24 protein-coding genes and 1 other annotated feature are annotated in these 25,174 nt (G+C 47.1%); of the genes, 22 read left to right on the top strand and 2 right to left on the bottom strand.

Translation table 11 applies throughout. The features are described from left to right. The first annotated feature begins 276 nt into the window (after positions 1-276). The 15 genes from HF638_RS00540 (at position 277) to HF638_RS00470 (ending at position 15,298) form a co-directional block, all read left to right on the top strand. On the top strand, positions 277-1,014 hold the full coding sequence (locus HF638_RS00540) for a regulatory protein RecX (RefSeq protein WP_169478448.1): 738 nt from the start codon (positions 277-279) through the stop codon (positions 1,012-1,014). A 310-nt stretch (positions 1,015-1,324) separates the two neighbouring features. After that, entirely contained in the window at positions 1,325-2,866 is a 1,542-nt protein-coding gene (rny, locus tag HF638_RS00535; RefSeq protein ID WP_169478447.1) for a ribonuclease Y, read from the top strand. 165 nt (positions 2,867-3,031) lie between these two features. Further along, a complete protein-coding gene (locus HF638_RS00530; RefSeq protein WP_062833853.1) occupies positions 3,032-3,826 on the top strand; it encodes a TIGR00282 family metallophosphoesterase in 795 nt (264 codons plus the stop codon). Between the two features lie 117 nt (positions 3,827-3,943). After that, positions 3,944-4,204 (top strand): stage V sporulation protein S, encoded by a 261-nt coding sequence (locus HF638_RS00525; RefSeq protein ID WP_007430104.1) that lies wholly within the window; start codon positions 3,944-3,946, stop codon positions 4,202-4,204. Between the two features lie 90 nt (positions 4,205-4,294). Next, a complete protein-coding gene (locus HF638_RS00520) occupies positions 4,295-5,287 on the top strand; it encodes a dipeptidase (RefSeq protein ID WP_169478446.1) in 993 nt (330 codons plus the stop codon). Between the two features lie 193 nt (positions 5,288-5,480). Then, positions 5,481-6,053 carry a phosphate propanoyltransferase gene (gene pduL / locus HF638_RS00515; protein WP_062833854.1) on the top strand — a complete coding sequence of 191 codons (573 nt, stop codon included), beginning with the start codon at positions 5,481-5,483 and terminating at the stop codon, positions 6,051-6,053. A 313-nt stretch (positions 6,054-6,366) separates the two neighbouring features. Continuing rightward, on the top strand, positions 6,367-7,923 hold the full coding sequence (gene miaB, locus HF638_RS00510) for a tRNA (N6-isopentenyl adenosine(37)-C2)-methylthiotransferase MiaB (RefSeq protein WP_169478445.1): 1,557 nt from the start codon (positions 6,367-6,369) through the stop codon (positions 7,921-7,923). A 301-nt stretch (positions 7,924-8,224) separates the two neighbouring features. Continuing rightward, positions 8,225-8,638, top strand: coding sequence for a YlbF/YmcA family competence regulator (locus tag HF638_RS00505; RefSeq protein ID WP_211175470.1), 414 nt, complete (start codon positions 8,225-8,227; stop codon positions 8,636-8,638). 210 nt (positions 8,639-8,848) lie between these two features. Beyond that, a complete protein-coding gene (locus HF638_RS00500) occupies positions 8,849-9,253 on the top strand; it encodes a PaaI family thioesterase (RefSeq protein ID WP_169478443.1) in 405 nt (134 codons plus the stop codon). A 78-nt stretch (positions 9,254-9,331) separates the two neighbouring features. Continuing rightward, positions 9,332-10,135 carry an NUDIX hydrolase gene (locus HF638_RS00495; protein ID WP_062833857.1) on the top strand — a complete coding sequence of 268 codons (804 nt, stop codon included), beginning with the start codon at positions 9,332-9,334 and terminating at the stop codon, positions 10,133-10,135. A 68-nt stretch (positions 10,136-10,203) separates the two neighbouring features. Further along, complete coding sequence (locus tag HF638_RS00490; RefSeq protein WP_169478442.1) at positions 10,204-10,761, top strand: cysteine hydrolase family protein; 558 nt, start codon at positions 10,204-10,206, stop codon at positions 10,759-10,761. 196 nt (positions 10,762-10,957) lie between these two features. After that, positions 10,958-12,412, top strand: coding sequence for a nicotinate phosphoribosyltransferase (locus HF638_RS00485; protein ID WP_169478441.1), 1,455 nt, complete (start codon positions 10,958-10,960; stop codon positions 12,410-12,412). 471 nt (positions 12,413-12,883) lie between these two features. Next, positions 12,884-13,537, top strand: a complete 654-nt coding sequence (locus tag HF638_RS00480) for a hypothetical protein (RefSeq protein ID WP_169478440.1) — start codon at positions 12,884-12,886, stop codon at positions 13,535-13,537. Positions 13,538-13,649: 112 nt separating this feature from the next. After that, complete coding sequence (locus HF638_RS00475; protein ID WP_169478439.1) at positions 13,650-14,669, top strand: acrylyl-CoA reductase family protein; 1,020 nt, start codon at positions 13,650-13,652, stop codon at positions 14,667-14,669. 74 nt (positions 14,670-14,743) lie between these two features. Beyond that, entirely contained in the window at positions 14,744-15,298 is a 555-nt protein-coding gene (locus HF638_RS00470) for a hypothetical protein (protein ID WP_169478438.1), read from the top strand. Positions 15,299-15,375: 77 nt separating this feature from the next. On the opposite strand, the gene HF638_RS00465 is transcribed toward HF638_RS00470, so the two are convergent. Further along, on the bottom strand, positions 15,376-15,894 hold the full coding sequence (locus HF638_RS00465; protein WP_169478437.1) for a MogA/MoaB family molybdenum cofactor biosynthesis protein: 519 nt from the start codon (positions 15,892-15,894) through the stop codon (positions 15,376-15,378). A 170-nt stretch (positions 15,895-16,064) separates the two neighbouring features. On the opposite strand from HF638_RS00465, the gene HF638_RS00460 reads away from it, so the two are divergent. The 7 genes from HF638_RS00460 (at position 16,065) to HF638_RS00430 (ending at position 22,891) form a co-directional block, all read left to right on the top strand. Then, complete coding sequence (locus tag HF638_RS00460; protein WP_169478436.1) at positions 16,065-17,183, top strand: CobW family GTP-binding protein; 1,119 nt, start codon at positions 16,065-16,067, stop codon at positions 17,181-17,183. Positions 17,184-17,256: 73 nt separating this feature from the next. Beyond that, positions 17,257-17,592: a four-helix bundle copper-binding protein gene (locus HF638_RS00455; RefSeq protein ID WP_169478435.1), complete on the top strand. Its 336-nt coding sequence runs from the start codon at positions 17,257-17,259 to the stop codon at positions 17,590-17,592. 176 nt (positions 17,593-17,768) lie between these two features. Then, positions 17,769-18,060, top strand: a binding site (T-box leader). A 64-nt stretch (positions 18,061-18,124) separates the two neighbouring features. After that, positions 18,125-19,855 (top strand): arginine--tRNA ligase, encoded by a 1,731-nt coding sequence (argS, locus tag HF638_RS00450; protein ID WP_169478434.1) that lies wholly within the window; start codon positions 18,125-18,127, stop codon positions 19,853-19,855. 5 nt (positions 19,856-19,860) lie between these two features. Beyond that, entirely contained in the window at positions 19,861-20,916 is a 1,056-nt protein-coding gene (locus HF638_RS00445; RefSeq protein ID WP_169478433.1) for an ATP-binding cassette domain-containing protein, read from the top strand. Then, the gene (locus HF638_RS00440) at positions 20,913-21,623 is read left to right on the top strand and encodes a hypothetical protein (RefSeq protein ID WP_169478432.1); all 711 of its coding nucleotides are present in this window, start codon (positions 20,913-20,915) and stop codon (positions 21,621-21,623) included. The genes HF638_RS00445 and HF638_RS00440 overlap by 4 nt, the downstream gene beginning before the upstream one ends. A gap of 99 nt (positions 21,624-21,722) precedes the next feature. After that, the gene (locus tag HF638_RS00435) at positions 21,723-22,268 is read left to right on the top strand and encodes a hypothetical protein (RefSeq protein ID WP_169478431.1); all 546 of its coding nucleotides are present in this window, start codon (positions 21,723-21,725) and stop codon (positions 22,266-22,268) included. Further along, positions 22,265-22,891: a YdcF family protein gene (locus HF638_RS00430; protein ID WP_169478430.1), complete on the top strand. Its 627-nt coding sequence runs from the start codon at positions 22,265-22,267 to the stop codon at positions 22,889-22,891. Before HF638_RS00435 ends, HF638_RS00430 begins: the two co-directional genes overlap by 4 nt. Before the next feature lie 187 nt (positions 22,892-23,078). Here HF638_RS00430 and HF638_RS00425 read toward each other — a convergent pair whose 3' ends face one another. Beyond that, positions 23,079-25,169, bottom strand: a complete 2,091-nt coding sequence (locus HF638_RS00425; protein WP_169478429.1) for an ABC transporter ATP-binding protein — start codon at positions 25,167-25,169, stop codon at positions 23,079-23,081. Positions 25,170-25,174: the final 5 nt, after the last annotated feature.

Raw genomic sequence — 25,174 nt, 5'->3', positions numbered from 1 at the left:
TACAGGGAGGTACCCGAGGGTGTTGCCCTCTGGACTCCGTAAACTTGTCTGATTGAGCTTGGCTCGATCTGGATAAGAGATTATGGTGGGAGTGCTCTCGTTGTCTAACAGCCCCTGTCCCAATGGACAGGGGCTGTTAGCACGCTGACTGTCAGCGGTAAGTGTAGAGATAAAGGTCGGGCTGAGTTCCCGGCCTTTTGTATTAGCATTTGCTGTCTTCTGTGAAGATGCGCTTAGTGTAGTCAAAATGAAAATGTTATGAAAGGGGAGACCTGAATGGATCAACATGACGAGGATTTATATGAAGAAGCAGAACAGGATGGCCTATCCCAATTTCCGGACAACGAAGAACTTATTATTACACGTGTAGAACGAACGAAGAGCAGGCAAGCTCGTTATCGAATCACTTTTGGCATCCACTCCATTACGGTTCTTGAAGATGTGATGATTAAATACAGGATGACGCAAGGCAATACGTTCATGAAAAAGGATCTTGAAGAAATCATTTTAGCTGACGAGCGACAGCGGACGTATGCACAGTCTCTGCGCTTTTTGGAGCATAAACCGCGTACGCGTCATGAGCTAAGTCAGAAACTTCGTCAGAAGGAGTTTGCTGCACCTTTGATTGAAGAGACGCTAGATCGGCTTGAGCAGGAGAACCTGGTGGATGACGATCTATTTGCGAAGGAATGGACAAGACAGCGTATGGAGGGCAAGCGGAAGGGAAAACTGTGGATAAGGCAAGAGCTGCGTCAAAAGGGCATTGCCAATGATCTCATTGTTGAGGCACTAGAAGGTATTAGTACAGATGCGGAATTTGAGACTGCTCTGAGCGCCGGACGCAAAAAGTGGAATCAGGTCAAAGGGGACGTCAAAGAGAAGAAAAATAAAACGCTTCCCTTCCTAATGAGACGTGGTTTTTCAATGGATATGGTGCGCCGGGTCGTGAATTGTTTAATTGAAGAAGATGAGGCTGGAGACCCTGAAGATGACGAAGCGTTGTTATGGGATTAGCAGAGTAGAGTCTCTATACTGCATTCTCTTGACAATTTCTTTCGTCAAATACTAAAATGGACATGAGTCTGTAAGAAATGGACAACCCTTTTTCCTTCCAAAAAAGCGGTTTCGGTTTCTTGAGATTTATACCATTCTTAATTATGGGTTCGCTGGAAACAGTGAATAGTACGTGGAAACATGTACATGTGAAATGAAAATCGGCGGGGGATCGCCGTGAGTATTCGTTATTCCCAAACATATGTAAGGTTTGAAAACTGCAAATTGACCCAAGGAATGCCTTGGAGGAACCAACGAGGAGGTGAACAGTATGGAACCTGCAATCATGATCGCTCTCGTTGTGGCCGCGCTAATCATTGGGTTCGGAGTAGGATATTTTATTCGCAAATCTCTTGCAGAGGCTAAAATCTCTAGTGCGGAACAAGCTGCCGTACAAATCGTGGAGAACGCGAAGAAAGAGGCAGAAGCACTGAAGAAAGAAACGGTGCTGGAAGCGAAGGATGAAATCCATCGCATTCGTGCTGAAGCTGAAAAAGACACTCGTGAACGTCGGAACGAAATTCAACGACAAGAAAGACGATTGTTGCAAAAAGAAGAGTCGCTGGATAAAAAATTGGAATCACTCGAACGTAAAGAAGATCAAGTGGCTAACAAAGAGAAACGAATTGATGAGACACAGCAGCAGATCGAAATGATCTACAAAAACCAGGTGACGGAGCTGGAACGTATATCCAACCTCACTATGGAAGACGCACGCAGTATCATACTGTCCAACGTAGAACAGGAAGTTCGTCATGAGACGGCTCAAATGATCAAGGACATTGAACAACAAGCGAAGGAAGAAGCGGACAAAAAGTCCCGCGAGATTATTACACTCGCCATCCAACGTTGTGCGGCTGACCACGTAGCGGAAACAACGGTATCTGTTGTTACCCTGCCAAATGAAGAAATGAAAGGCCGGATTATCGGTCGTGAAGGACGTAACATCCGTGCGCTTGAAACCCTTACAGGGATTGACCTCATTATCGATGATACGCCAGAAGCTGTTATTCTGTCGGGCTTTGACCCGATTCGCCGTGAAATCGCCCGTACTGCCCTGGAGAAACTGGTGGCTGATGGACGTATTCACCCGGCACGGATTGAAGAGATGGTTGAGAAATCCCGCAAAGAAGTGGATGAGCGCATCCGTGAATACGGTGAGCAAGCTACCTTTGAAGTGGGCGTGCATGGTCTGCATCCGGATCTGATCAAAATTTTGGGCCGGTTGAAGTTCCGTACAAGTTACGGTCAGAACGTCTTGAAACATTCCATGGAAGTCGCTTATCTGGCTGGACTGATGGCTGGCGAACTCGGAGAAGACGTAACTCTGGCAAGACGTGCAGGTCTATTGCATGACATCGGTAAAGCGCTGGATCACGAAGTGGAAGGATCACACGTCGAAATTGGCGTGGAACTGGCGAAGAAATACAAAGAACATCCGGTTGTAATCAACAGTATCGCGTCCCATCACGGAGATTGCGAAGCGACTTCGGTCATTGCCATGTTGGTTGGCGCAGCAGATGCGCTCTCCGCAGCAAGACCAGGCGCACGCCGCGAAACGCTGGAAACGTATATCAAACGACTGGAGAAGCTGGAAGAGATCTCAGAATCCTTCGAAGGTGTCGAGAAATCGTACGCCATTCAGGCCGGACGCGAAGTTCGCGTTATGGTACAGCCTGAGAAGATCGATGATGCTGAAGCCTTCCGCTTAGCCCGTGACATCACGAAGATGATTGAGAATGAACTCGACTATCCGGGTCACATCAAAGTCACCGTCATCCGGGAAACCCGTGCGGTTGAATACGCAAAATAGAGCAAAACGGAAAAGTGGCCGCAGTAGTGGGCCACTTTTCCTGTTGATAGCCTGTTAAAAGGCTTTTTGTACAAACTAACAAATTATGGAGCATGAGATAGAGTCCTGCAAAGGTTCAACATTCGAAGTAAGAGGACTTTGCAGGAATTGAGGAGGCAGTAATCAATGAAAGTTTTGTTTATTGGTGACATTGTAGGCAACGTGGGACGTAAAGCATTAAAGGAAAATTTACCGTACCTGAAATCGAAGTATAAGCCACATGTGGTCATTGTAAATGGTGAAAATGCGGCAGCGGGTCGCGGAATTACCGGTGCAATCGCGAATGAGTTTTTCAACTGGGGTGTACATGGTATTACACTTGGTAATCATACCTGGGACAATAAGGATATTTTTGATTTTATAGATGATGAGCCGCGCATGATTCGTCCAGCGAACTTTCCACCAGGAACACCCGGACGAGGATACACGGTTGTCAAAGGTGAAGGAAAAGAGCTAGCGATTGTCAATCTGCAAGGAAGAACGTTCTTGCCTGCCCTGGATTGTCCATTCCGTGTGGCTGATGAGATTGTAGACGAGCTACGCCAGGACTATAAATGTATTTTGGTCGATATGCATGCCGAAGCGACGTCAGAAAAGATTGCCATGGGATGGCATCTGGATGGACGTGCGTCGCTCGTTGTAGGTACACATACGCATGTACAAAGTAACGATGATCGGATTTTGCCTGGAGGAACGGCTTACTTGACGGATGCGGGCATGGTAGGGCCGCGTGACGGCATATTGGGCATGGAGCGTGAGGCCGTACTACGTAAGTTCTACACCCAGCTCCCTGTACGTTTCGTTGTGGATGACGGTAAATGGCATTTCCATGGTGTCTTAGTAGAAATTGATGAAGCCACAGGTGCGGCAACACGCATCGAAAAAATTCGTCTGATGGAGGACGAGTGGCGCATGGAATAGGGGTATTGTCCCATTTTGCAGGGAAACCCGTCTAAAAAGAAGGAATTTTTTTGCCTCCCGCGAATAACATCTAGTAAGTGGAAACAAACTTTCAACATTCCCAGGGAGGTACTTACCATGGATGTATTAAAAGTTTCAGCAAAGTCCAATCCTAATTCTGTAGCCGGCGCTCTTGCAGGGGTTCTTCGTGAACGTGGAAATGCTGAACTGCAGGCAATTGGAGCGGGAGCACTGAACCAAGCCATCAAAGCGGTAGCAATAGCCCGGGGATTTGTAGCACCAAGCGGAGTTGACCTGATTTGTATTCCAGCTTTTACAGACATTGTGATCGACGGCGAGGACCGAACGGCCATTAAGCTGATTGTGGAGCCCAGATAATACATGCAGTATGCATTGAACCTGTTTACGATGATGTAGACAGGTTTTTTTGCGTTTTTTTTGTAACAAAATATAAAAGGAGGGTTAACGATGTCCTTGTCGGATTGGCGTGTAGCTGATTTACACTGTGATGCACTGAGCAAAATATTGATGCAGCCTGCTCTTTCATTCGAAGATGCTCCACAACTGGATGTGAATTTGCAACGCTTGAAAGACGGTAAAGTAGGCTTGCAGGCTTTCGCCATCTACTTGCCTGAAGTACTTGGCAGTGGCAAGTTTGAACATGTGATGGGGCAATTGGAGATCTATCGTAAGCGTGTAGAGAGAAGCCAGAAGCTGCCTGACGGCACACAGACGTTGTTATGGCGCGAACAGGTGGCTCAGGTGGGGCAAATAGAGGGTCCGTGGGGATTAATCACACTGGAGGGTGTAGACGGTCTGGAAGGCAACCTGTTCTATCTGGAGTTATGTTATCAGATGGGCGTTCGAATTGTTGGACTTACGTGGAACTATTCCAATTGGGCGGCTGATGGAATTATGGAGAAGCGTGGAGCGGGTCTGACCGAGAAGGGAAAGGAACTGGTGCGTCGGTGTAACGAAATCGGGATGCTGTTAGATGTGTCACATCTGACGGAAAAAGGTTTCTGGGAACTGACTGACTTGAGTGAACGTCCTTTTATTGCTTCCCATTCCAACAGCTATACCGTATGTCCGCATGTGCGTAATCTGAAAGATGATCAGATTCAGGCCATCATTGCCCGAGAAGGGCGGATCGGACTAACGTTTGTCCCTTGGTTTGTTAAACAGGAAGGGGAAGTGCATATAGAAGACCTGCTACCTCATATCGAGCAGATCTGTTCTCTCGGCGGGCAGCATCATCTGATGATGGGGTCTGATTTTGATGGAATTTCATCGTACATTGAGGGACTCGAACATGCAGGGCATTACCCGAGACTGACGGAAATCCTGCTCAAACATTATGATGAACAATTGGTACGTGGCTGGTTGTGGGGGCATGCCATGAGTTATCTGGGGGAACACTTGCCAGAGAGCAATCCGCAGATGAATGGGGCTTCCTTGTAATAGTGAAGTGCTGTGTGTGACTGAAAGGTTATAATGAATTTTTCCAAATAAAGGCGGGAAATGATGGTGAAATATGTGTATTTCATGAATTTTCACCAGTTCGTTTTCATTTCACTCCAAAAAGGGGTATAATACCATTGGATTGTTAAGAGCCTGAGTACAGGCCATAGATAAACAAGGAGTGAAATTTACGATGAGTAAAACAGTACCTGTGGGCGTATCTGCCCGTCACATTCATGTATCCCAAGAGCACGTTGAAATTTTGTTTGGTAAAGGTTATGAACTGACTGAATTTAAAGCTCTGTCCCAGCCTGGCCAATACGCTGCTAACGAAACTGTAGCGGTAATTGGTTCGAAAGGACAGTTTGATAAAGTGCGTATCCTTGGACCTGTTCGCCCTGAAACGCAACTGGAGATCTCCATGACAGATTCATTTGCCATTGGTGTTAAAGCACCTGTACGTGAATCCGGAAGCATTGAAGGCACACCGGGAATCACGATTAAAGGACCTGCTGGCGAAGTAACAATTGATAAAGGTGTTATCGTTGCTGCTCGTCACATCCACTTCCATACTTCTGATGCTGCTAAATGGGGTATCGAGGACAAACAATTGCTGAAAGTTCGCTTGAGCGGAGATCGTGGTCTGGTACTGGAAAATGTACTGGCTCGTGTATCCGATTCTTTCGCACTGGACATGCATATTGATACAGATGAAGCTAACGCTGCTGGCGCTCGTAATGGCGACACTGCTGAAATCATCGACTAATAACATGAACAGCCTTCAGCCGCGAATTACGCGGTCTGAATAACGTATAAACCTGAGCACAGCCAACGAGGTCGGTTAATTCCAACCCTGATGGCAAGGCTCAGGTTTTTTATTTGTTTTTGGAGAGTTCTTCTGAGCCTTGCAGGTTTCGGATTAGACGAAGGCGCATGTGGTTTGGATGTGGAACTACGGCCCAATTCATGCTATAATTTGCTGTAATGCTCTTTTGCTGTTCCAAGCGACAAATTCATGTGGAACAGGGATGAATGAACGATTTTTTATTAATAGAGGCTGTAAGGAGTGACCGAAGGAAATGGCTAAAGACTCAAAAAAGGATTACTCCCAATATTTTGATTTCTCCGATGCCAAAGTAATTTCGCAAGATGAATTCAGCAAAAAGATAAGAATCCGGGGCCGTGAGATTAACATCAAATCGGAACCCAATCATCGTCAGGAGAAACAGCGGGGCAAGGAAGACGTCCAGGTGCTTTACGAAAATGCCGTTCCCGATGAACTGAAAAACATAGGGAAAGGCAAACATTATATTGTATATACGTATGGATGTCAGATGAACGAGCATGACTCGGAGACCATCAAAGGTCTGCTTGAGTCTATGGGATATCAGGCTACAGAGGATCGCAAAGAGGCTGATATTATTCTGCTCAATACGTGTGCCATACGGGAAAATGCGGAAGATAAGGTGTTTGGTGAGCTTGGTCACCTGAAAACGCTAAAACTCGAACGTCCGGGGTTGTTACTTGGCGTATGCGGGTGTATGTCCCAGGAGGAAGGCGTCGTCAACCGGATCATGCAGAAGCATGGATTTGTGGATATGATCTTCGGTACACATAATGTGCACCGGTTGCCACATCTGATCCAGGAAGCACTATTCAACAAAGAAATGGTTGTTGAAGTATGGTCCAAGGAAGGCGATATTATTGAGAACCTGCCGAAGAAACGTGAGGGTATGCGCGGTTGGGTAAACATTATGTATGGCTGCGACAAGTTTTGTACATATTGCATCGTTCCGTTCACACGGGGCAAAGAACGCAGCCGTCGTCCAGAAGATGTCATTGCCGAAGTACGGGATTTGGCACGCCAGGGTTTCAAGGAAATCACCCTGCTTGGTCAAAATGTGAATGCGTACGGCAAAGATTTCATCGACCTGAACTACAGCTTTGGTGATTTAATGGATGCCATCCGCCAAATCGATATTCCGCGAGTACGTTTTACAACCAGTCACCCACGTGACTTTGATGATCGCTTGATTGAAGTGTTGGCCAAGGGCGGAAACCTGGTGGAGCATATCCATCTTCCGGTGCAGTCTGGCAGTTCGGAAGTACTCAAGCGTATGAGCCGCAAGTATAGCCGGGAACACTATTTGAACCTGGCTGGAAAAATTAAAACGGCCATTCCGGAAGTCGTTTTGACAACGGATATTATTGTTGGTTTCCCTGGGGAAACGGAAGAACAATTTGAAGATACACTTTCCCTTGTTCGTGAAGTAGGGTATGATTTTGCTTATACCTTTATCTATTCCCCGCGTGAAGGTACGCCTGCTGCGGTGATGGAGGATAACGTACCGATGGAAGTGAAGAAGGAACGTTTGAAGCGCTTGAATGAAACCATCAACGAATACAGCCATCGAAGCAATGAAGAGCAACGCGGCAAAATCGTTGAAGTACTCGTTGAAGGCGAGAGCAAACGGAATTCCGAAGTTCTGGCAGGACGAACGCGCAGCAACAAGCTGGTGCATTTTGAAGGACCCAAAGATTTGATCGGTACTTTCGTACAAGTGGAAATCACCGATCCGATGACTTTTTATATTCGGGGCAACCTGCTCTCTGAGCCGGTAGCTGCCAATCAGTAATACACACACACAAATAAGATGAATGATTTTTTGCACTTAGCGGGGTTACGCCGAGCGTAGCGAAGGTGACGGAATCGATTCTGTAGAAGCGAAGCGTTCGCCTTTGTCTCCGAATTTTAACCTTGAACAATCTCAATCGAAAAAATTCGGAGACAACAGCGATCAAAAGAACGATCCGACACCGCAGCGGTCACTCAGCAGTCGACTGAACTTAGTGCAACAGTGAGTTTCATCTTATATCATCTCATAGAATGGAGCGATTTCAGTGGCGCAGGAAGAAGTGCAGTACAACCATTATGGAATGCCTACCTACGATACGCGCAATCTGGTCATACGCGACGACATTATGGGAAAAGCCAAAGAATTGGCTGATATGCTCGGAACGAGTGAGGAAGTTAGACAGTTTCAACAGGCTGAAACCAAAATTCGTGATCATGAGCGCATCCAGCAATTGATTACAACCATCAAGAAGAAACAAAAAGAGATCGTTGCTTTTGAAAGCTTCAAAAATGTGGAGATGGTCAGCAAAATTGAACAGGAAATTGACGATCTGCAAAGCGAACTGGACAGTATTCCATTGGTTACGGAATTCCAGCAGAGCCAAAGCGATATCAACTACTTGCTTCAGCTTGTGATCTCTGTAATCCGGGATACGGTTTCCGAAAAAGTGAACGTGGAGGCTGGAACGGATTCACCTCCGACCAGTTGCGGTTAAATGACGGAAGGGTGCGGACGCAGTCCGCGCCTTTTTTGACATTACATTATTATCGTTAACATGGGGTGGCTATCGCCAAGTACTCGGAATATACTTCCAAGCAAAGCTCCACGCTGTGGGGTTATTTTGTGTGGCGCGCTGATTTTTAATGATAAAGGCACATGACATCAAGAGCTTGATACGTACAGTGCAATAAAGGAGAAATGAATAATGAGTATTTTGGACAAAATGGTGGAAGACGGAGACGGACGGTTCTGGGGCTTTCTCGGCTGTCGTTATATTAAAGGAGACGGCAAAGAAGTGCAGATCGCGCTGACAGCAGGTGAACATCATACGAACTCCATGGGGATTATTCATGGGGGTGTATTGACTTCACTGATGGACCAGGCGATGGGTATGGTCGCAACAGCAGCAATGGAAGTAGATGGCTGTGTGACAACAAATCTGAACGTTCATTTTCTCGCACCCATGAAACTAGGGGAATTAACGGTGACAGCTACGGTACTGCATCAGGCTGGACGCAGTGTTACGACTCAATCGGAAGTACGTGATGCGTCGGGCACGTTGGGATGCATGGCTACGGCGACATTCCGTATAGCACGTCCAAGAACATAACGCAGGAATCCCGTAGTTGACAAAAGATATTATTATGTCATAATGAAATTATCAAAATGAAAATAGTCGGTGGTGCCCATGAGCGAAAACTACGAACACTTCAATGCAGAGAGCGACGAACAGGCAGCACGTGCCTATAGTTCCAAGAAATATCGTACACCCGATGGTGTTCCTGCGGATATCGTTATGTTCACCTTGACCAAGCGGGAGCGCAAGACGGTGACGAAGACACTTCCCATTCGGGAACTGAAAGTGATGCTGATCAAGCGCAAAGGCTGGCCTTTTGCCGGTAGATGGGCGTTACCGGGTGGATTCTGTCAGGAGAACGAGTCCATCTACGGTGCAGCTAAGCGAGAACTGATGGAAGAGACAGGTGTGGACGGTGGGCATCTGGAGTACTTGAATGTATACAGTCAGCCGGGTCGTGACCCGAGGGGCTGGATTATCTCTCATGCATTTTTCGCGCTTGTAGAAGAATGGATGCTAGATCAACGCCAAGCGGCAGATGATGCTGAGGATGTTGGGTTGTTCACGATTCAGGAGGCACTGCAAGAACTGGAACTGGCCTTTGATCACAGAACAATCATCGAAGATGCTTATCGACGTATTCAACAGCAGATGCTGGAAACGACGATTGCCCGTCAGTTCCTGCCACGTGATTTTACATTAAGTGAATTATATCAGGTTATTCAAAGTGTTGTACCGGATTTTGAAGAACCAAACTTCATTCGCAAGATTACATCTACCCGCAGTCGCAAAGGCATTGTGGAAGAAGTACGGGATGAAGAGGGGAACCTGGTGAGTTCCAACCAGTACTCGCAGCGTCCGGCGCAGCTATATCGTTTTACAGAACTCGTACCACGCCTATCCATCTATACGTAATAATGTGTAGGTGTGTCAATCTGAATTGAATCAGGATCAACTATTTCTTGGCTAAGGGAGTGTTGACGATGAAAGCACTGATTGTCATTGATTTTACGCAGGATTTTGTGACAGGTTCTTTGCCTGTAGGTCAGCCTGCAGTAGAGATCGAAGAGACGATTGCAGCTGTAACCGAGGCCTATTGTAAGAACAAACATGAGGTAATCATGGCTGTGGATCTGCACGAAGAGAATGACCCGTATCACCCGGAGACTGCGCTTTTCCCACCTCATAACATCCGAAATACAGAGGGAAGACAGTTGTATGGTCGTCTTGCCCAAGTGATGGAGGAACGGAAAACGGATATTCGGTGGATGGATAAGACAAGGTACAGCGCATTCTGTGGGACAGATCTGGAACTCAGACTGCGTGCACGTGGCATTACAGATATTGCACTCATTGGCGTATGTACGGATATTTGTGTATTGCATACGGCAGTGGATGCTTACAATAAAGGTTTTCATATTACGGTATATGAAGATGCTGTGGCCAGCTTCAATCCGGCAGGACATGAGTGGGCGCTCGGACATTTTCGTTCCAGCCTTGGTGCCTCGGTGGTTAAGGCAAGCGAGACGGTCTTGGCGTGATTTAATCAATATTCATGTCTGGTGACCTAATGTTAGGAACCGGATGAATGTGGTGAATGGTGTATAGGGTTGTACGGGAGACTTGTTTTTGTTAATTACGGATGAACAGAATCATGAAGAATAAGTCTCCATATGTTAACCCGTGTCCACAGGTGAAATCTGAGGGCACGAGCGGAAGTCAGAGAGGATGAGACAAATGCAGACGACTAGCCTGGCTTTACATACGGATAAATATCAAATCAATATGATGTACGCCCATTGGGTGAATGGTACACACAAGCGGAAGGCCGTATTTGAAGCCTATTTCCGTAAGCTTCCATTTGGCAATGGATATGCGGTATTTGCCGGATTGGAACGAATTGTGAACTATATCAGCCAGCTTCGGTTTACGATGGACGACATCAAATTTTTATCCAAACAAGAGGAAAATTACGATCCGGTCTTTCTGGAAGAGTTGCTCCAGTTTTCATTTCTGGGGACAATTCATTCGATGAAGGAAGGTGCAATTGTTTTCCCTGACGAACCGCTCATTCGGGTAGAAGGCTCCATTATGGAGACACAATTGGTGGAGACGGCGATACTTAACTTCATGAATTATCAGACGTTGATTGCAACCAAGGCTTCGCGGATCAAACAGGTAGCACAACAAGATACCTTACTCGAATTCGGTACGCGGCGTGCACAGGAAGCGGATGCTGCCATCTGGGGCGCACGAGCGTCATATGTGGCAGGATTCCATGCAACGTCCAATATGCTGGCCGGAGAGCGCTTCGGGATTCCAACAGCAGGTACACATGCCCATTCCTGGGTACAGAGCTTTATGAGCGAGCAGGAAGCGTTTGACGTGTATGCTAAAGTGTTGCCTGATCAGGTTACGCTGCTGGTCGATACCTTTGACACGTTGAACAGTGGCGTACCTCACGCCATCAAGACAGCCAAGAAGCTGGAGAGCCAAGGCAAAAAGATGAATGCGATTCGTCTGGACAGTGGTGACCTTGCGTACTTGTCGATTCAGGCACGTCAGATGCTGGATGAGGCTGGCTTGGATTATGTGAAAATTGTAGCATCCAATGATTTGGATGAGAATACGATTTTCAACCTGAAGGCTCAGGGAGCTCGAATTGATACATGGGGTGTCGGCACACAGTTGATTACCGCCTCTGACCAGCCATCTTTGGGTGGAGTATACAAATTGGTAGAGCGTGAAGTGGACGGTGCCATGCTGCCTACGATCAAAATATCTGCCAATCCTGAAAAAGTGTCCACTCCAGGTAAAAAGGAAGTGTTCCGGATCATTGATCCGAAGCATGGCAAGGCGATTGCAGATTATATCTGCTATCCAGAGGAAGAACAGCCGCTACAGGGTGGACCGCTCAAGCTGTTCAACCCGCTACACCCTTATCTGAAAAAGACCGTTACCCGCTACGAAGCGGTCAATATGCTGGAGCCGATCTTTGTGAACGGACGCAAAGTGTATGAGCTGCCTAATTTAGATGAGATTCGGGCGTACCATAAGGAACAGATGAATCTATTCTGGCCTGAATACCAACGGAAGCTCAACCCGGAGATCTATCGTGTGAACATCAGCCCTGCGGCATGGAATATGAAGCAGAAGCTCATTGCGGAACATGTGAAATCCACAGAGGAATAATTCACACATACAATATGCAGAGAGGCATAACCAGTGAGGAGTACTGGTTATGCCTTTTTGAAGATCATAGATTATACGTTTTCAGCGGAGCTGAACGATTCGATGATCGCAAGAAAAACTTCAGCTAAATGCGGTCTGTCTTCTATGAAAGTATGTCGATAGACTTTTTTTTATATGATCCTGATGATGTGAATCAGGAGTGTAAGAAATCTCATGGACAGACTGCCCAGGTAGCAGGCTATACTGGAATTTGTCTTGTTCAGTTCAAGAGGTTGTTCAAAAATAGACTTTTGAACGTATTTAGAGGGGGAAAAGCAGTAATTATTTCTCGGGAAAGCGCAGGAAGCGCCAAATACTGCGTGGTACTGAGACTGGTTTGCTTCTCAGAATTACCCTTGTGCAATGGTCGGAGTGTCCAGTATTGTTTCAATCCCATAGTTGCCGGGGATGAAAGTAAGAGGAGGTGCAGACATGAGATGGATATTAGGACTGGTCTGGATCGCTTTTATTGCCTATGCAGTGTTGTTGGCACCGGGGCAGTCACCTGGAAGTGATCCGATATTCAAAGAACTGATCACATTGCAAAGCAAGGAGCCTTGGTTGCTTACTGTATTTTCGTGGTTAGGTATTTTCCCGGCAGTTTATGCCTGTATGCTGTTAAGAACATCTGTGAAAGAACGAAGTGGCCGTGTACCCGCTTGGCCTTTTGTCTTGTTTTCTTTTGGACTGGGTGCATTTGCCTTGCTTCCTTATTATGCGTGGTCATCATCTGCGCATAGAGCTTCAGGTTACGCAAGCTTACATTTTGGTCGTCAGCGGGAGTCGGGAATTGGACGGGTAACAGCCTACAAGCTGACGCATGTAGTCCTTCTGCTGTTGACGCTGGGGACAGCCTTCTATGCAGTGACACAAGGTCATCCGGATGTATATATGGACGCGTTCAATCAATCTTCCTTTGTACATATCATGACGATTGATTTTGTTCTACTGACCTTACTTTCCATGATTGCGATATACAGGGATGCTAAAGCGAGTCGACGTTCACCAGCTTGGGCAGCGGTAGGCATCATCCCCATTGTGGGTCCACTGATCTATCTGTTGACGCTAAGGAGAGACAGAGCTTGATCATTAACATGAGGAAGAATTCCACAGGTAAAAGGAGCCATTAAGCCTGAATGCGAACAATTCATGTGCTTAATGAAAAAATATATGAAAGTCGAAGAAGGAGTGGCTATCGATGAAAAACCATTTTAACGCATATGTTGTCCGTAAAGAAGAACAGGGCGGTGTCAAAGCTGCTATTGAGCAACTGAAGAAGGAAGATCTACCAAATGGAGATGTAACGATACAGGTGCAGTACTCCAGTGTCAATTATAAAGACGGACTTGCTACCCTTGAAAAGGGCGGTGTCGTTCGTGAATATCCGATGGTACCGGGCATCGATCTGGCAGGAACGGTAGAGGAATCGGTAAGCGGACGTTTTGCACCAGGAGATCGGGTGATCAGTACAGGGTTTGAACCAGGTGTATCCCATTACGGAGGGTACAGCGAGTATGCTCGACTGCGCAGTGAGTGGCTGGTGCCTCTGCCACCGGGTCTCAGTGAGAAAGAAGCTATGGCGATTGGAACCGCAGGATTTACGGCTGCACTTTCGGTAGATGCGCTGTTACAGGCTGGAGTCACACCGGAGATGGGCAAGGTTCTGGTTACGGGTGCAACAGGTGGCGTTGGCAGTATGGCAGTTGCGATTTTGGCGAAGCTTGGTTTCGAAGTAACAGCCAGCACAGGCAAGAAGGAGCAGGAAGAGCCATTGCTTCGAAACTTAGGGGCATCAGAGGTTATAACTCGTGAAGAAGCTGATGCTCCAGCTAAAGGAGCCATGGGGAAACAGTTATGGGCGGGAGTGGTTGATCCAACAGGAGGCCCGGCACTAGCGGAGCGATTGAAACAGGTTCAATACGGAGGTGCGGTTGCGGTATCCGGGTTGACCGGAGGCACAGCTTTTGAATCTACGGTACTTCCGTTTATTTTACGTGGTATCCAGCTTATTGGTATAGATTCTGTATATTGTCCGATGGAACGTCGGGAACGGGTATGGAAACTGCTCGGCGGAGAATGGAAACCGGAGCGCGCGTTGGAACTGGGAATCCGTGAAATTTGCTTAGACCAGTTGCCTCATACGCTGGAGACGATACTCCAAGGTGGTGCAGTAGGTCGTACCGTGGTCCATACGATATCAGATCTGCCAGCCGAATAAGATTCTTGGTCCCTAGACATGCTAATTCTACCTGATAGGGTCACAGTACCTGTGGCTGGAAAGGAAGGATTGGCATGTGGTTTGGTAGACAGGTGCGAAGTCTGGTTGGAAGAACAATCAAGTCGGTACTAGTAAGTGCAATGTTGATCACGAGTATCTGGTCCCTGGTGGCTTGTTCAGCATCATCCATTGAACAGGAGCGAAAGGTCTATACGCGTGAAGCGACGAATGAAGGAAATGTGCGGGCACAGAGTCAAGGACATGGATTAAACGGTGCATTGGTGAATGAGATCAGTAAGAGTTTTGAAGCAAAGGGCATCCAGCTGATGAATAACATGTCTGCCGATGACAATCATGGTGGGATCTCTTATATGTACTTGTTGAATGGAAGTGGCAGACACATCGTGAAAGTCCATATTTTCAGTGATAAGGCAGCACGGGATGCCGGTATGAAACAAATGTATAGTGAGAATGGTGATGCGTCTGTCTTGGAGAATGTGCTTGGCCGGACAACGATTCGCAGCAAAGATTACGTTTCACTGGTGTATACGGCTTCTGGTGGGGAAAAGGATGAGTATGAGCAGGACGTTATGCAGGTGTTCCAACATGTGTTGGAGCAATTAAGGTAGGAGAAGATGGGAGGGCACCAAACCTTTCAATTCGTACCGTACAGCTGAAAATAAACCCGAAAAACCCGTCTGATTCTTCAGACGGGTTTATATATTTCACGCATGACATGCCGTAGCTCAGGCAAAATGAGTTTTTCCATGGCCAATTTGACAGCTCCTTTGGAGCCCGGCATGGAGAAGACGGCTGTGCGTCCAATCGTTCCGGCGACGGCTCTGCTCAGGATGGCAGCGGAACCGATATCCTCGGTGTAACTTAGAAAACGGAAGATCTCACCGAAGCCCGGCAGTTCCTTGTCGAGCAGTGAGGACACCGCTTCGTAGGTCGTATCTCGGGGTGCAATCCCTGTTCCGCCACTGAGTAGCACGGCTTCGATATCATCACGAACGGCTGCATCTTGCAGGATGCTTCGAATGTTCTCCGCTTCATCGGGTGTAATGATGTATTCAACAATCTGATAACCCGCTTCATTCAGAAGCTGATGCATGAGCTGGCCACTGGTATCGGTGTCTTTGGTGCGCGTGTCCGACACCGTAACAATCATGCACGATACCGTGTCTGGAGCCTCCTGGCGATGTTGTTCCACAGAATTGGTCATGAACTTCCTCCTTCAATCAACATGTCCTCATAGCATAGACCATCTGTTAGAATCAGGCAATGTACTGGGGAAGAGTTGAACGTTATTGCGCAACGAATGCAGGATGGTGTACACTCGCTAGATATAGATAGACTAGGTTACAAGAAGGACAATTAGAGAGGTGTTTAAGGATGAACGAAACGATTTTAAAAGAACAATCCATACCTGTATATATACTGTCAGGCTTTTTGGGAAGTGGCAAAACAACACTGCTTGTTCAATTAATCAAACATTGGCAACAGCAGGGTTTGCGTCCCGCAGTGGTCATGAATGAGTTGGGCGAAGTAAATCTGGATGGTCAGATTGTGGATTCCACCGTCCCAATGACAGAGATGTTAGGTGGATGCATCTGTTGTACCGTACGTGGCGACTTGGGATTACAACTTGCTGAGCTCGTTCAAGAGGAATCACCGGATGTGATCATCATAGAAGCAACCGGTGCGGCGAACCCCATGGAGATTCTGGATGCGGTCACAGAGACTTCACTCTACATGCGATTGGAACTGAAAAGTCTCATTACCGTTGTGGATGCAGCGCATCTATCTGGTCTATACCAGGAGCAGAAGGGGCAGACCTTCAAACTGATGCAGGAGCAGATTCGTTGTGCGTCTGTGCTTCTCTTGAACAAAACAGATCGGGTAAATGTACAGGAACTGAAGGATCTGGAACAGCTTTTGGAAAAATGGAATGGCTTCGCACCTGTAATTCCTACGGTTAAATGTGAGGTGGAGATGGATCTGTTGCTTCGCAGCGGGGCAGACGTGCACGTCCATGATTCAGCTTCTGAAGCAGGTAGGCATGCTCAACAAGAGCATCATGTGCATACGGAAGCCTGTGGAACACATGGATGCAGTCATGGACATGAACATGCACATCATACAGTCCAAGATGATGCTCCGAATGCTGACGCATCCCATAGCCATATTCATGACCATTCTCATGAGCATTCCGCTCCTCATGCATCACATGAACATGTCATGGTGTATACACATTATTTCAGTCATCCGGTGAACAGCGAAGCGTTTGAAAAATTTGTATCCGCATTGCCACGGGATGTATATCGAGCAAAAGGCATTTTATCGTTTAGTGACACGGCGAGCCGTTTCTGGTTCCAGTATGCTTACCGTGAATCGGATTATATGAAGATCACACCTCAGGGAGATGTCCCTAATGTGGCTGTGTTTATAGGTGAACATTTTGACCAAACTGTCATTCGTGACCAATTACTGGAATTGGAAGCGATAAAGTAGGCTAGATGATTCAATGTTCCTCGGTACTGGGTATTAAGAAGCATAGCAAACTTTGCCTGGGAGGTAACTTTAAATGACACAACAACAATATCAACAATGTATCGATGCTTGCCTGGAGTGTATGAATGCTTGCAACGTATGTTACATATCGAGCTTGAAAGAATATGATCTGGCGATGCTGCGTGATTGCATTCGTTTGAATCGGGAATGTGCGGAGATTTGCAGTTTTGCTGCACAAGCGATGACACGTGGAAGTGATTTCATTGCCGAAATATGCGAATTGTGTGTGAAAGCTTGTGAAGCTTGTGCCGCAGAGTGTGGTAAACACCAGCATAGTCATTGCCAAGCGTGTGCAGAGGCGTGCCGCAGATGTGCAGAAGCTTGCCGGTTGATGGCAGTCGTAGCGTAAATATCATTTCTCTGGAATATATAATTAAAACGGATAATATGTTGGTCCCCTAAGGAAAGCAACGAACACAGGCATCTGAGACGATGTGCCTACATGTTGCCTTCAGTAGGGGATTTTTAATGCAGGTTGCCAAGTCTGATCATGGTATGTATAATGATGGCAATGAATTGAAACGAAGAATATCAATGATCGGGAGAGTAGCCAGATCTATACATGACAGCGAGCCGGGAGAGGTGGAAGCCGGTATGACATGACCTGAGTGAAACGCACCCGTGAGATGGTTATCCGAAAAGATATATACATCCTGATCGTGGATGTACGATATCTGTCTGAGGGTAACTCGGCTTGCGACCGTTATACGCATCGAGCGGAGCAGGTTCTACTGGCATGTATGTTGATGCACATCAGGAGTAACTGTTCACTTAGAGTGGTACCGCGGGAACTGTTAATTCAGCTCTCGTCTCTTATGTAGAGACGAGAGCTTTTTTGTGTTTATTTTCAGCCAATAATGAATGGATAAGGAGTGTTCGATATGTTGATGAAACAGGCTGCGGCCGATATTGCCCCTTTAACGGGATTGAATAAAAAAGAGGTTATGAGATTACTGGAGGTCCCACCGCAGGCGGAGATGGGGGATGCGGCATTCCCTTGTTTTGCATTAGCGAAGTCATTGAAGAAAGCACCGGCAGTAATTGCGACCGAACTCGCAAGCGGATTGCAGGAAGCAGGACTTGAAGCGACTCCCGCCGGGCCGTATGTAAATATCCGTTTCAATCGGGAGCAGCTCGCGCCGAATCTGCTAAAAGAACTGGGGAATACCGCATTCGGTAAGCTTCAACTTGGTCAAGGTTCACGTGTCGTGATTGATATGTCTTCCCCTAACATCGCGAAACCTTTCGGGATTGGGCATCTACGTTCTACTGTAATTGGTGCAGCACTGTATCGGTTGTATAACGAAGCAGGTTATAACTCTGTAAGTGTGAATCATCTGGGAGACTGGGGCACCCAGTTTGGCAAGCAGATCACAGCGTACAAACGGTGGGGGAATGAGGAAGCCTTGCAGGCAGACCCGATCCGTACGTCCCTGGAGCTTTATGTCCGCTTCCATGATGAGGCGGAGAACGATCCTTCACTGGAGATTGAGGCACGGGACTGGTTCCGCAAGCTGGAGCAAGGGGATGAAGAAGCACAGCGGTTATGGTCGTTCTTTGTGGAAGTGAGCATGAAGGAATTCAACCGGATGTATGAACGTCTGAATGTACAATTCGACCATACGCTGGGGGAGAGCTTTTACAATGACAAGATGGGTGCAGTAGTTGAAGAACTTAAGGTGAAAGGTTTACTTGAAGAGAGTGATGGAGCACTTGTGGTACGTCTGGAGGACGAGAACATGCCTCCGTGTCTCATTATCAAAAAAGACGGCACAACAATCTACCCTACACGGGATTTGGCTACAGCGGTCTATCGTCATGAGGTGATGAAGGCAGATCGGTTGTTATACGTGGTCGGAGGCGAGCAGAAGTTACATTTCCGGCAGGTATTTGCGGTCCTATCCCGGATGGGTTATGAATGGTTTGCGAAGTGTGAACATATCCCGTTTGGATTAATGCGTTTTGAGGGACGGAAAATGTCTACCCGTCGCGGTAAAGTCGTCTTTTTGCAGGAAGTGTTGGATGAGGCAGTTGCTCGTGCACTCCAGATTATTCAAGAGAAAAACCCCAATCTGGAGAACCCTCAGAAGGTAGCTGAGGCGGTTGGTGTAGGTGCCATTGTCTTCGGTGATCTGCGTAATAGTCGGTTAAACGATGTGGACTTCTCATTGGAAGATGCCGTGAGTTTTGAAGGGGAGACCGGACCTTATGTGCAATATACGCATGCTCGGATTCAAAGTGTACTTGCCAAAGCTGAAGAGGCGATCCGCGTGGAAAATGAAAATCCTTTGAGTAACCCCAGCCTTGCGGATGATGAGAATGACAAAGTAACCACTCTATCCCGTATCGGAGATACCTCCTGGGCATTGCTGAAACTGCTGGGTGATTATCCCGAGTATCTGGAAAAAGCAATTCATCGGAATGAGCCTTCGGTCATTGCCAAATATACAATAGATGTCGCTCAAGCGTTCAACCGCTTCTATCACGCCGAACGGATTGCGGATGCGCCATCTGATGTAAGATCTTTCCGGATGGCCTTGGCCGAACGGACTGCCGAACGCCTCGCGCACAGTCTGTATTTGCTTGGTGTGCAGGCTCCGGAACGGATGTGATCCCAATGACATGGAGTACACGTAATTTTTTCAAGAAGTCCGATCAAGCTACACTAGACTCATCAGGTCGAGGTATAGTACTTCAACAAGTGAGCAAGCGATTAGGTACTGCTCAGGTGCTGAAGCAAATTAATCTGGAAGTGAAGCAGGGCGAATGTGCTGTGCTTGTTGGCAGAAACGGTTCTGGCAAAAGCACGTTGCTACGAATGTTGGCGGGCAGTTTGTTACCTGATACAGGATCGATCCAGCGCACAATGAAGGGTTCTGATGGGTATGCAGTAGATGGCCTGCCACGGCTACCTTTCACCTCTGGAGAGTACTTGTGGGACATGGGACGGATTCGGGGAATCCGCCCCGAAATACTGCGTGAGCGGATTAGAGAACTTAGTGAACTTTTATATCTGGATACCGCGATCGATCAGAAGTTACCCTTATTATCCAAGGGCACATTGCAAAAAGTAAATTTGATTCAGGCCCTGTTACCTGGACCGGGTGGTCTTTTGCTGCTGGATGAACCGTTGTCAGGCTTGGATATCCCAGCTCAAGAGGCAATTGTATCCTTATTGGGACAATGGAAGGTTGAAGGAACATCCATCGTTACAGCTTGCCATGAACCATTGCTTATTGAACGTTTGGCAGACCAAGTGATGGTATTGCAGAAAGGTCGCGTACTCCGCTACTGGAGTCGTGAGGATTTATTACAAGCTGGCGAGCCAGTTGTACATATTCAAAGTCTGACGGAAACTGAAGAGGATTTGGCTAACGATCCATCCATTTTAAAACAATCGGGAGTGCTGTCTTTAGTTCGTAATACAAGCTCGGAAAAATCAAATTCTTGGTTGTGGGATTGGAAAGTGGTTCAGAAATCAACAGATGATGTTCTTAGAATGATTCTGGCATCCGGAGGTTCGGTTGTGTCTGTACAACAGGAAGAAAGTCAATTACATATGGAAAGTCTGCTGGAAGGACAACATCCAGCTGTATATTCGAGTCGTAGAGGTGTCATTGAATCTGTGGGCTTAGGCTCTTTCATGGCAGATGCGGGGGGAGAAGCCCAATGATCTGTCTAACGCGATATTTGTTAAGGCATCACATCCGCTCACAGAAATATTTTGCACCGGTCATCTTTTATATCATTACCATGTTGCTGATCTATTCCTACAAACCTAATCCTATTGCGGACAGTTACAGTGTCACGGCTATGCTGTTATTTCTGGCATCTGCTTGGCTCGGAGTAATGGTGATGAATACGGAACCTGCGAGGCAGTATCAACTGCTTGTCCTTCATGCAGGAAGCAGACGTAAGGTTGTAACAAGTCAACTCATCTGTGCCTGGATAATGCAATTCATGCTCACCGCAATCACTGTGCTGTATCCCGTGTTCGCGGGAATGTTCGATAGACAACCCACAGGTGAGGAGTGGATGATGGCTTGGTTAGGACATCTGGGGCTATCACTGCTGGGATTAGGTATCGGTGTATTTTTTCAAAAATCATACATTCCCATGCTCAGTCGTAGTATGCCGGCCCTCATTATTGTACTATTACTATCATTTATCCAGGGTTCCTTAAGTGAACGTTTACCTGATTCGTTACAATGGCTTGGCCGTATTCTGCCACCAGCCTTTTATCAGGTTCGTGAGATGATGTTATTCGATGAATCAAAAATGAGCTCCTTTGTTTCGGTTACGCTATGGACTGTGCTCTATGCATCGGGGTTACTAATCATCCATGTGTGGCTGTCCGGAAGAAGAGATTTACGGAGTTAGAAGCCGCGCTTCCCGATAACTTGAATGTTGCTCTTGGTTTGGTTAGGATAGAGGGACATGGAATGGATAACATGGTACGGTTGAAGGGGGCGCTCGCATATGCAAAATACAGACATCCAGAATGGTGACATGCTGGACAGCGAACACTCCAGGGAATTGTTTGCCTATTACGGATTGGCCGTGTACTACGGTCAGGCGCTTGAACAGCAGCTGGTCAATCTGATTTTATTAATGAAAATGTCTCAGGGCAAGGCCGTGTCTGAAGAGGATCTAGAAGATCTGTACGAACGAAAGATGAGCAGTTCATTGGGGCAACTCATCCATGAGGTACGCCATCATTTCACCTTTTCGGAGGAAGAGACCCACCAATTGAATGAATTGTGGCAGCAACGTAATCGTATCGTACATCACTACTTCAAGGAACGAATCCATGAGACGTTCAGTCCGGAAGGACGATCACGCATGATTAAGGAATTGGAGGATTTCAAAGACCGCGCTCAGGAGCTGGAGATCAGTCTTCAGCAATATACGGGTGCCTGGATTGCAGAGCTTGGTCTGGATGCCGAATCCGCAGCAGCTTTGCAAACGCTGGAACGTATGCATGCCGAGAGCATGCACGCAAGAGCTTTGGAAGAGGATGAATGAAAAGTAAATGCAAAACGAAACGCTGGATTGTAATCACGGCTATAGCTATAGTATTGCTTGGAATTCTATGGACTGTGGTTACGGCAGTGCGTATATCAGCATATACGGATGAGGATTCGTCCAGGATATCGGATGCAGCGATCATTCTGGGTGCAGCCGTGGAGGGAGATAACCCTTCACCTGTATTTCGTGAACGTATTGAACATGGGATTGAATTATACCGTCAGGGTACCGTTCGTAACCTACTTTTTACAGGCGGGTCAAGTGATGATGGAGAGCATACGGAAGCTGAAGTTGGTCGGAAGTATGCCATTGCACAAGGAGTAGATCCAGCGGACATTCGCGTAGAGACCGAATCTCGAATCACCGAGGAGAATCTGAGCAATTCAATTCCAATAGGTGAGCAGGCCGGTTATGAAACGTATACGATTGTGAGTGATCCTTTACATATGAAACGGGCCATGAAGCTGGCTGCTGGACTGGGTATGGATGCTGTACCCTCTCCGACACGTACAACTGCTTACCGAACTTGGCGCAGCAAGTTTCCTTTTCTCGCAAGAGAGACCGTGATGTACATGGGGTATACGATCAAAGGATGGATAGACAATCCGCAGCAGCAGTGAGGTTGCGCGCGGATTGTTTTTTTGTCTGGGCGAAATACTCAGTATCGGAGCATAGCTCCAGATAAAAATAAAAAACCGATCTGCACCGCAAACCCCTAAGGTAGCCGTGTAGATCGGTTTTTGTGTTGCTTGTTGAGCGCATATCATTTCTGATTAGTTTAGTACAAGAATTTCTGTATTAACTATATTATGCATTGCCTCCGGCAAAGGAGGTTGAGGTTGGAATGATCTCGCCCGACGGATTCTCGCTGGTTGCACCCGCTGCTGCTTGCGCACCTTGCTGGAGCTGATACATCTTATAATAGCGGCCTTTAAGCTCCATCAGTTCATCATGTGCACCTTGCTCAACGATACGCCCGCGATGCAGAACCAGAATCTGATCTGCCGAACGAATAGTGGAAAGACGGTGAGCAATGATGAAGGTGGTACGTCCTTTTTTGAGGACTTCGAGTGCGTTCTGAATCAAAGCTTCTGTTTCCGTATCAATATTGGCTGTCGCTTCATCCAAAATGAGGATAGCGGGATCGAACGCCAGTGCCCGAGCAAAGGAGATCAATTGGCGTTGCCCAGCAGACAATGTACTTCCTTTTTCGATGACAGGTTCGTCAAAGCCTTGAGGGAGATGAGCCAGTATACGTTCAGCTCCTACATCCCGCAGCGCCTGTTCAATACGTTCACGGGAGATCTTCTCATCACCGAGACTAACATTGGAAGCAATCGTACCTGTGAACAGATACGGGTCTTGCAGTACGATACCCATGTGCTCCCGAATCCACTGTTTGGGCAGATCCTTGACGTTCTGACCGTCGATCGTGATCTTGCCTTTTTGCGGATCATAGAACCGGAACAGCAGGTTGATGATCGAGCTTTTACCGGAACCGGTATGACCGACCAGAGCGACTGTCTGACCTTGCGATGCTTTAAACGAGATATTGTTGAGCACGAAGTCCTTTTTATAAGCAAAGGATACATCATCGAAGACAACATTCCCTTTGTATCTTGGCATAGAGCCATCGGTTACGGCTTCTCCCTTTTCATCCATCAGCTCAAAGACGCGACCAGCGGATACGAGGGAGGAGTCCAGGTTGGCTAGCTGATTCACCATGCCGGTAATCGGCTGGAACAAGCGGCCCAGGACATCGACGAAGGCATACAGAACACCCAGTGAGATAATACTTGTGCCATCCAACACGCTAGAACCGAAGTACCACAGCACAACTGCAAAGGCGATATTCCGTAATACGTTAACCAGGTTGTGTGAGGTGAAGGCATTCAGGTTAAGCATTTTGTTCTGGTGTTTCATATAGTCATCATTCAGATCTTCGAATTCCTGCTTGGTTTGTTTCTGATGGCGGAATACGCGGATAATGGACATCCCCTGAATGGACTCGTTAATGATCGCATTGATCTCACTCAGCCTTGACCGAATGATCGTGTTGTAGCGAGTGGCGAATTTGCGATAGAGTACAATCCACGCAATGAGCATCGGCACCACGAATAATGAGATCAGACCCAAGCGAACATCAAGCAGGAAGAGTGCGACATAGACACCCATAATCGTGATGATCCCTGAGAAAAAGTTCGAAAGAACAGCAACGAACAGATCCTTGACGGCTTCTGTATCGTTTGTGACCCGAGATACAACTTTACCTGCGGGCAGATTATCAAAAAAGTGCACCGGTAGTCGTTGGATATGGGCATACACATCGTTACGCAGTCTTTGAATGACTTTATTGGCTGAAGACTGTAGCCAGAATGTTTTACCGAACTCCATAATGACCGAGATCACGAGGAAGATCATGTAGTACATAATTAATTGATAGATGCTGGGCATCTCCGGTTTGTAAAAAGCAAAGAGTTCACCAGCGGACAGGGGTGCTGCCGCATATTGTCCTGTCACTTCGCCTGCGCGTGTAACCGTGAGGGTTCCATCCGCATAGACGCGGTCTCCGTCAGGTGCACTGACTGGTTCGTTTACAAAATAAAAACTTCTACCTGCTTGTAATACTCGCACTTCAGAACCTTTGCTTTCATCTGGTTCGAACAAGCCTTCGCGTTTGTAGTTCTTACCGTTGTAGACTGCGGCTTCATCCGAAGCTGTTGTCTCATAGAAAGGCTGCTCAATCGCGAGCAAATGATTGTCGATCATGGATTTGGCGATGAACGGCCCGGCGAGCTCGGCCGCAACACCAATGGTAAGCATAATTAATGCAGCGATAAATGTTCCTTTGGCTTTTAAGGCGTAATCAAGCAGCCTTTTGCCTGTATTAGACTTCAATGAAT

Origin of the sequence: Paenibacillus sp. SZ31 (assembly GCF_012912005.1) — a bacterium.
In the GTDB taxonomy this organism is placed as follows: domain Bacteria; phylum Bacillota; class Bacilli; order Paenibacillales; family Paenibacillaceae; genus Paenibacillus.
The sequence above is the reverse complement of the archived record's forward strand: the minus strand, read 5'-3'. Positions and strand labels throughout refer to the sequence as shown.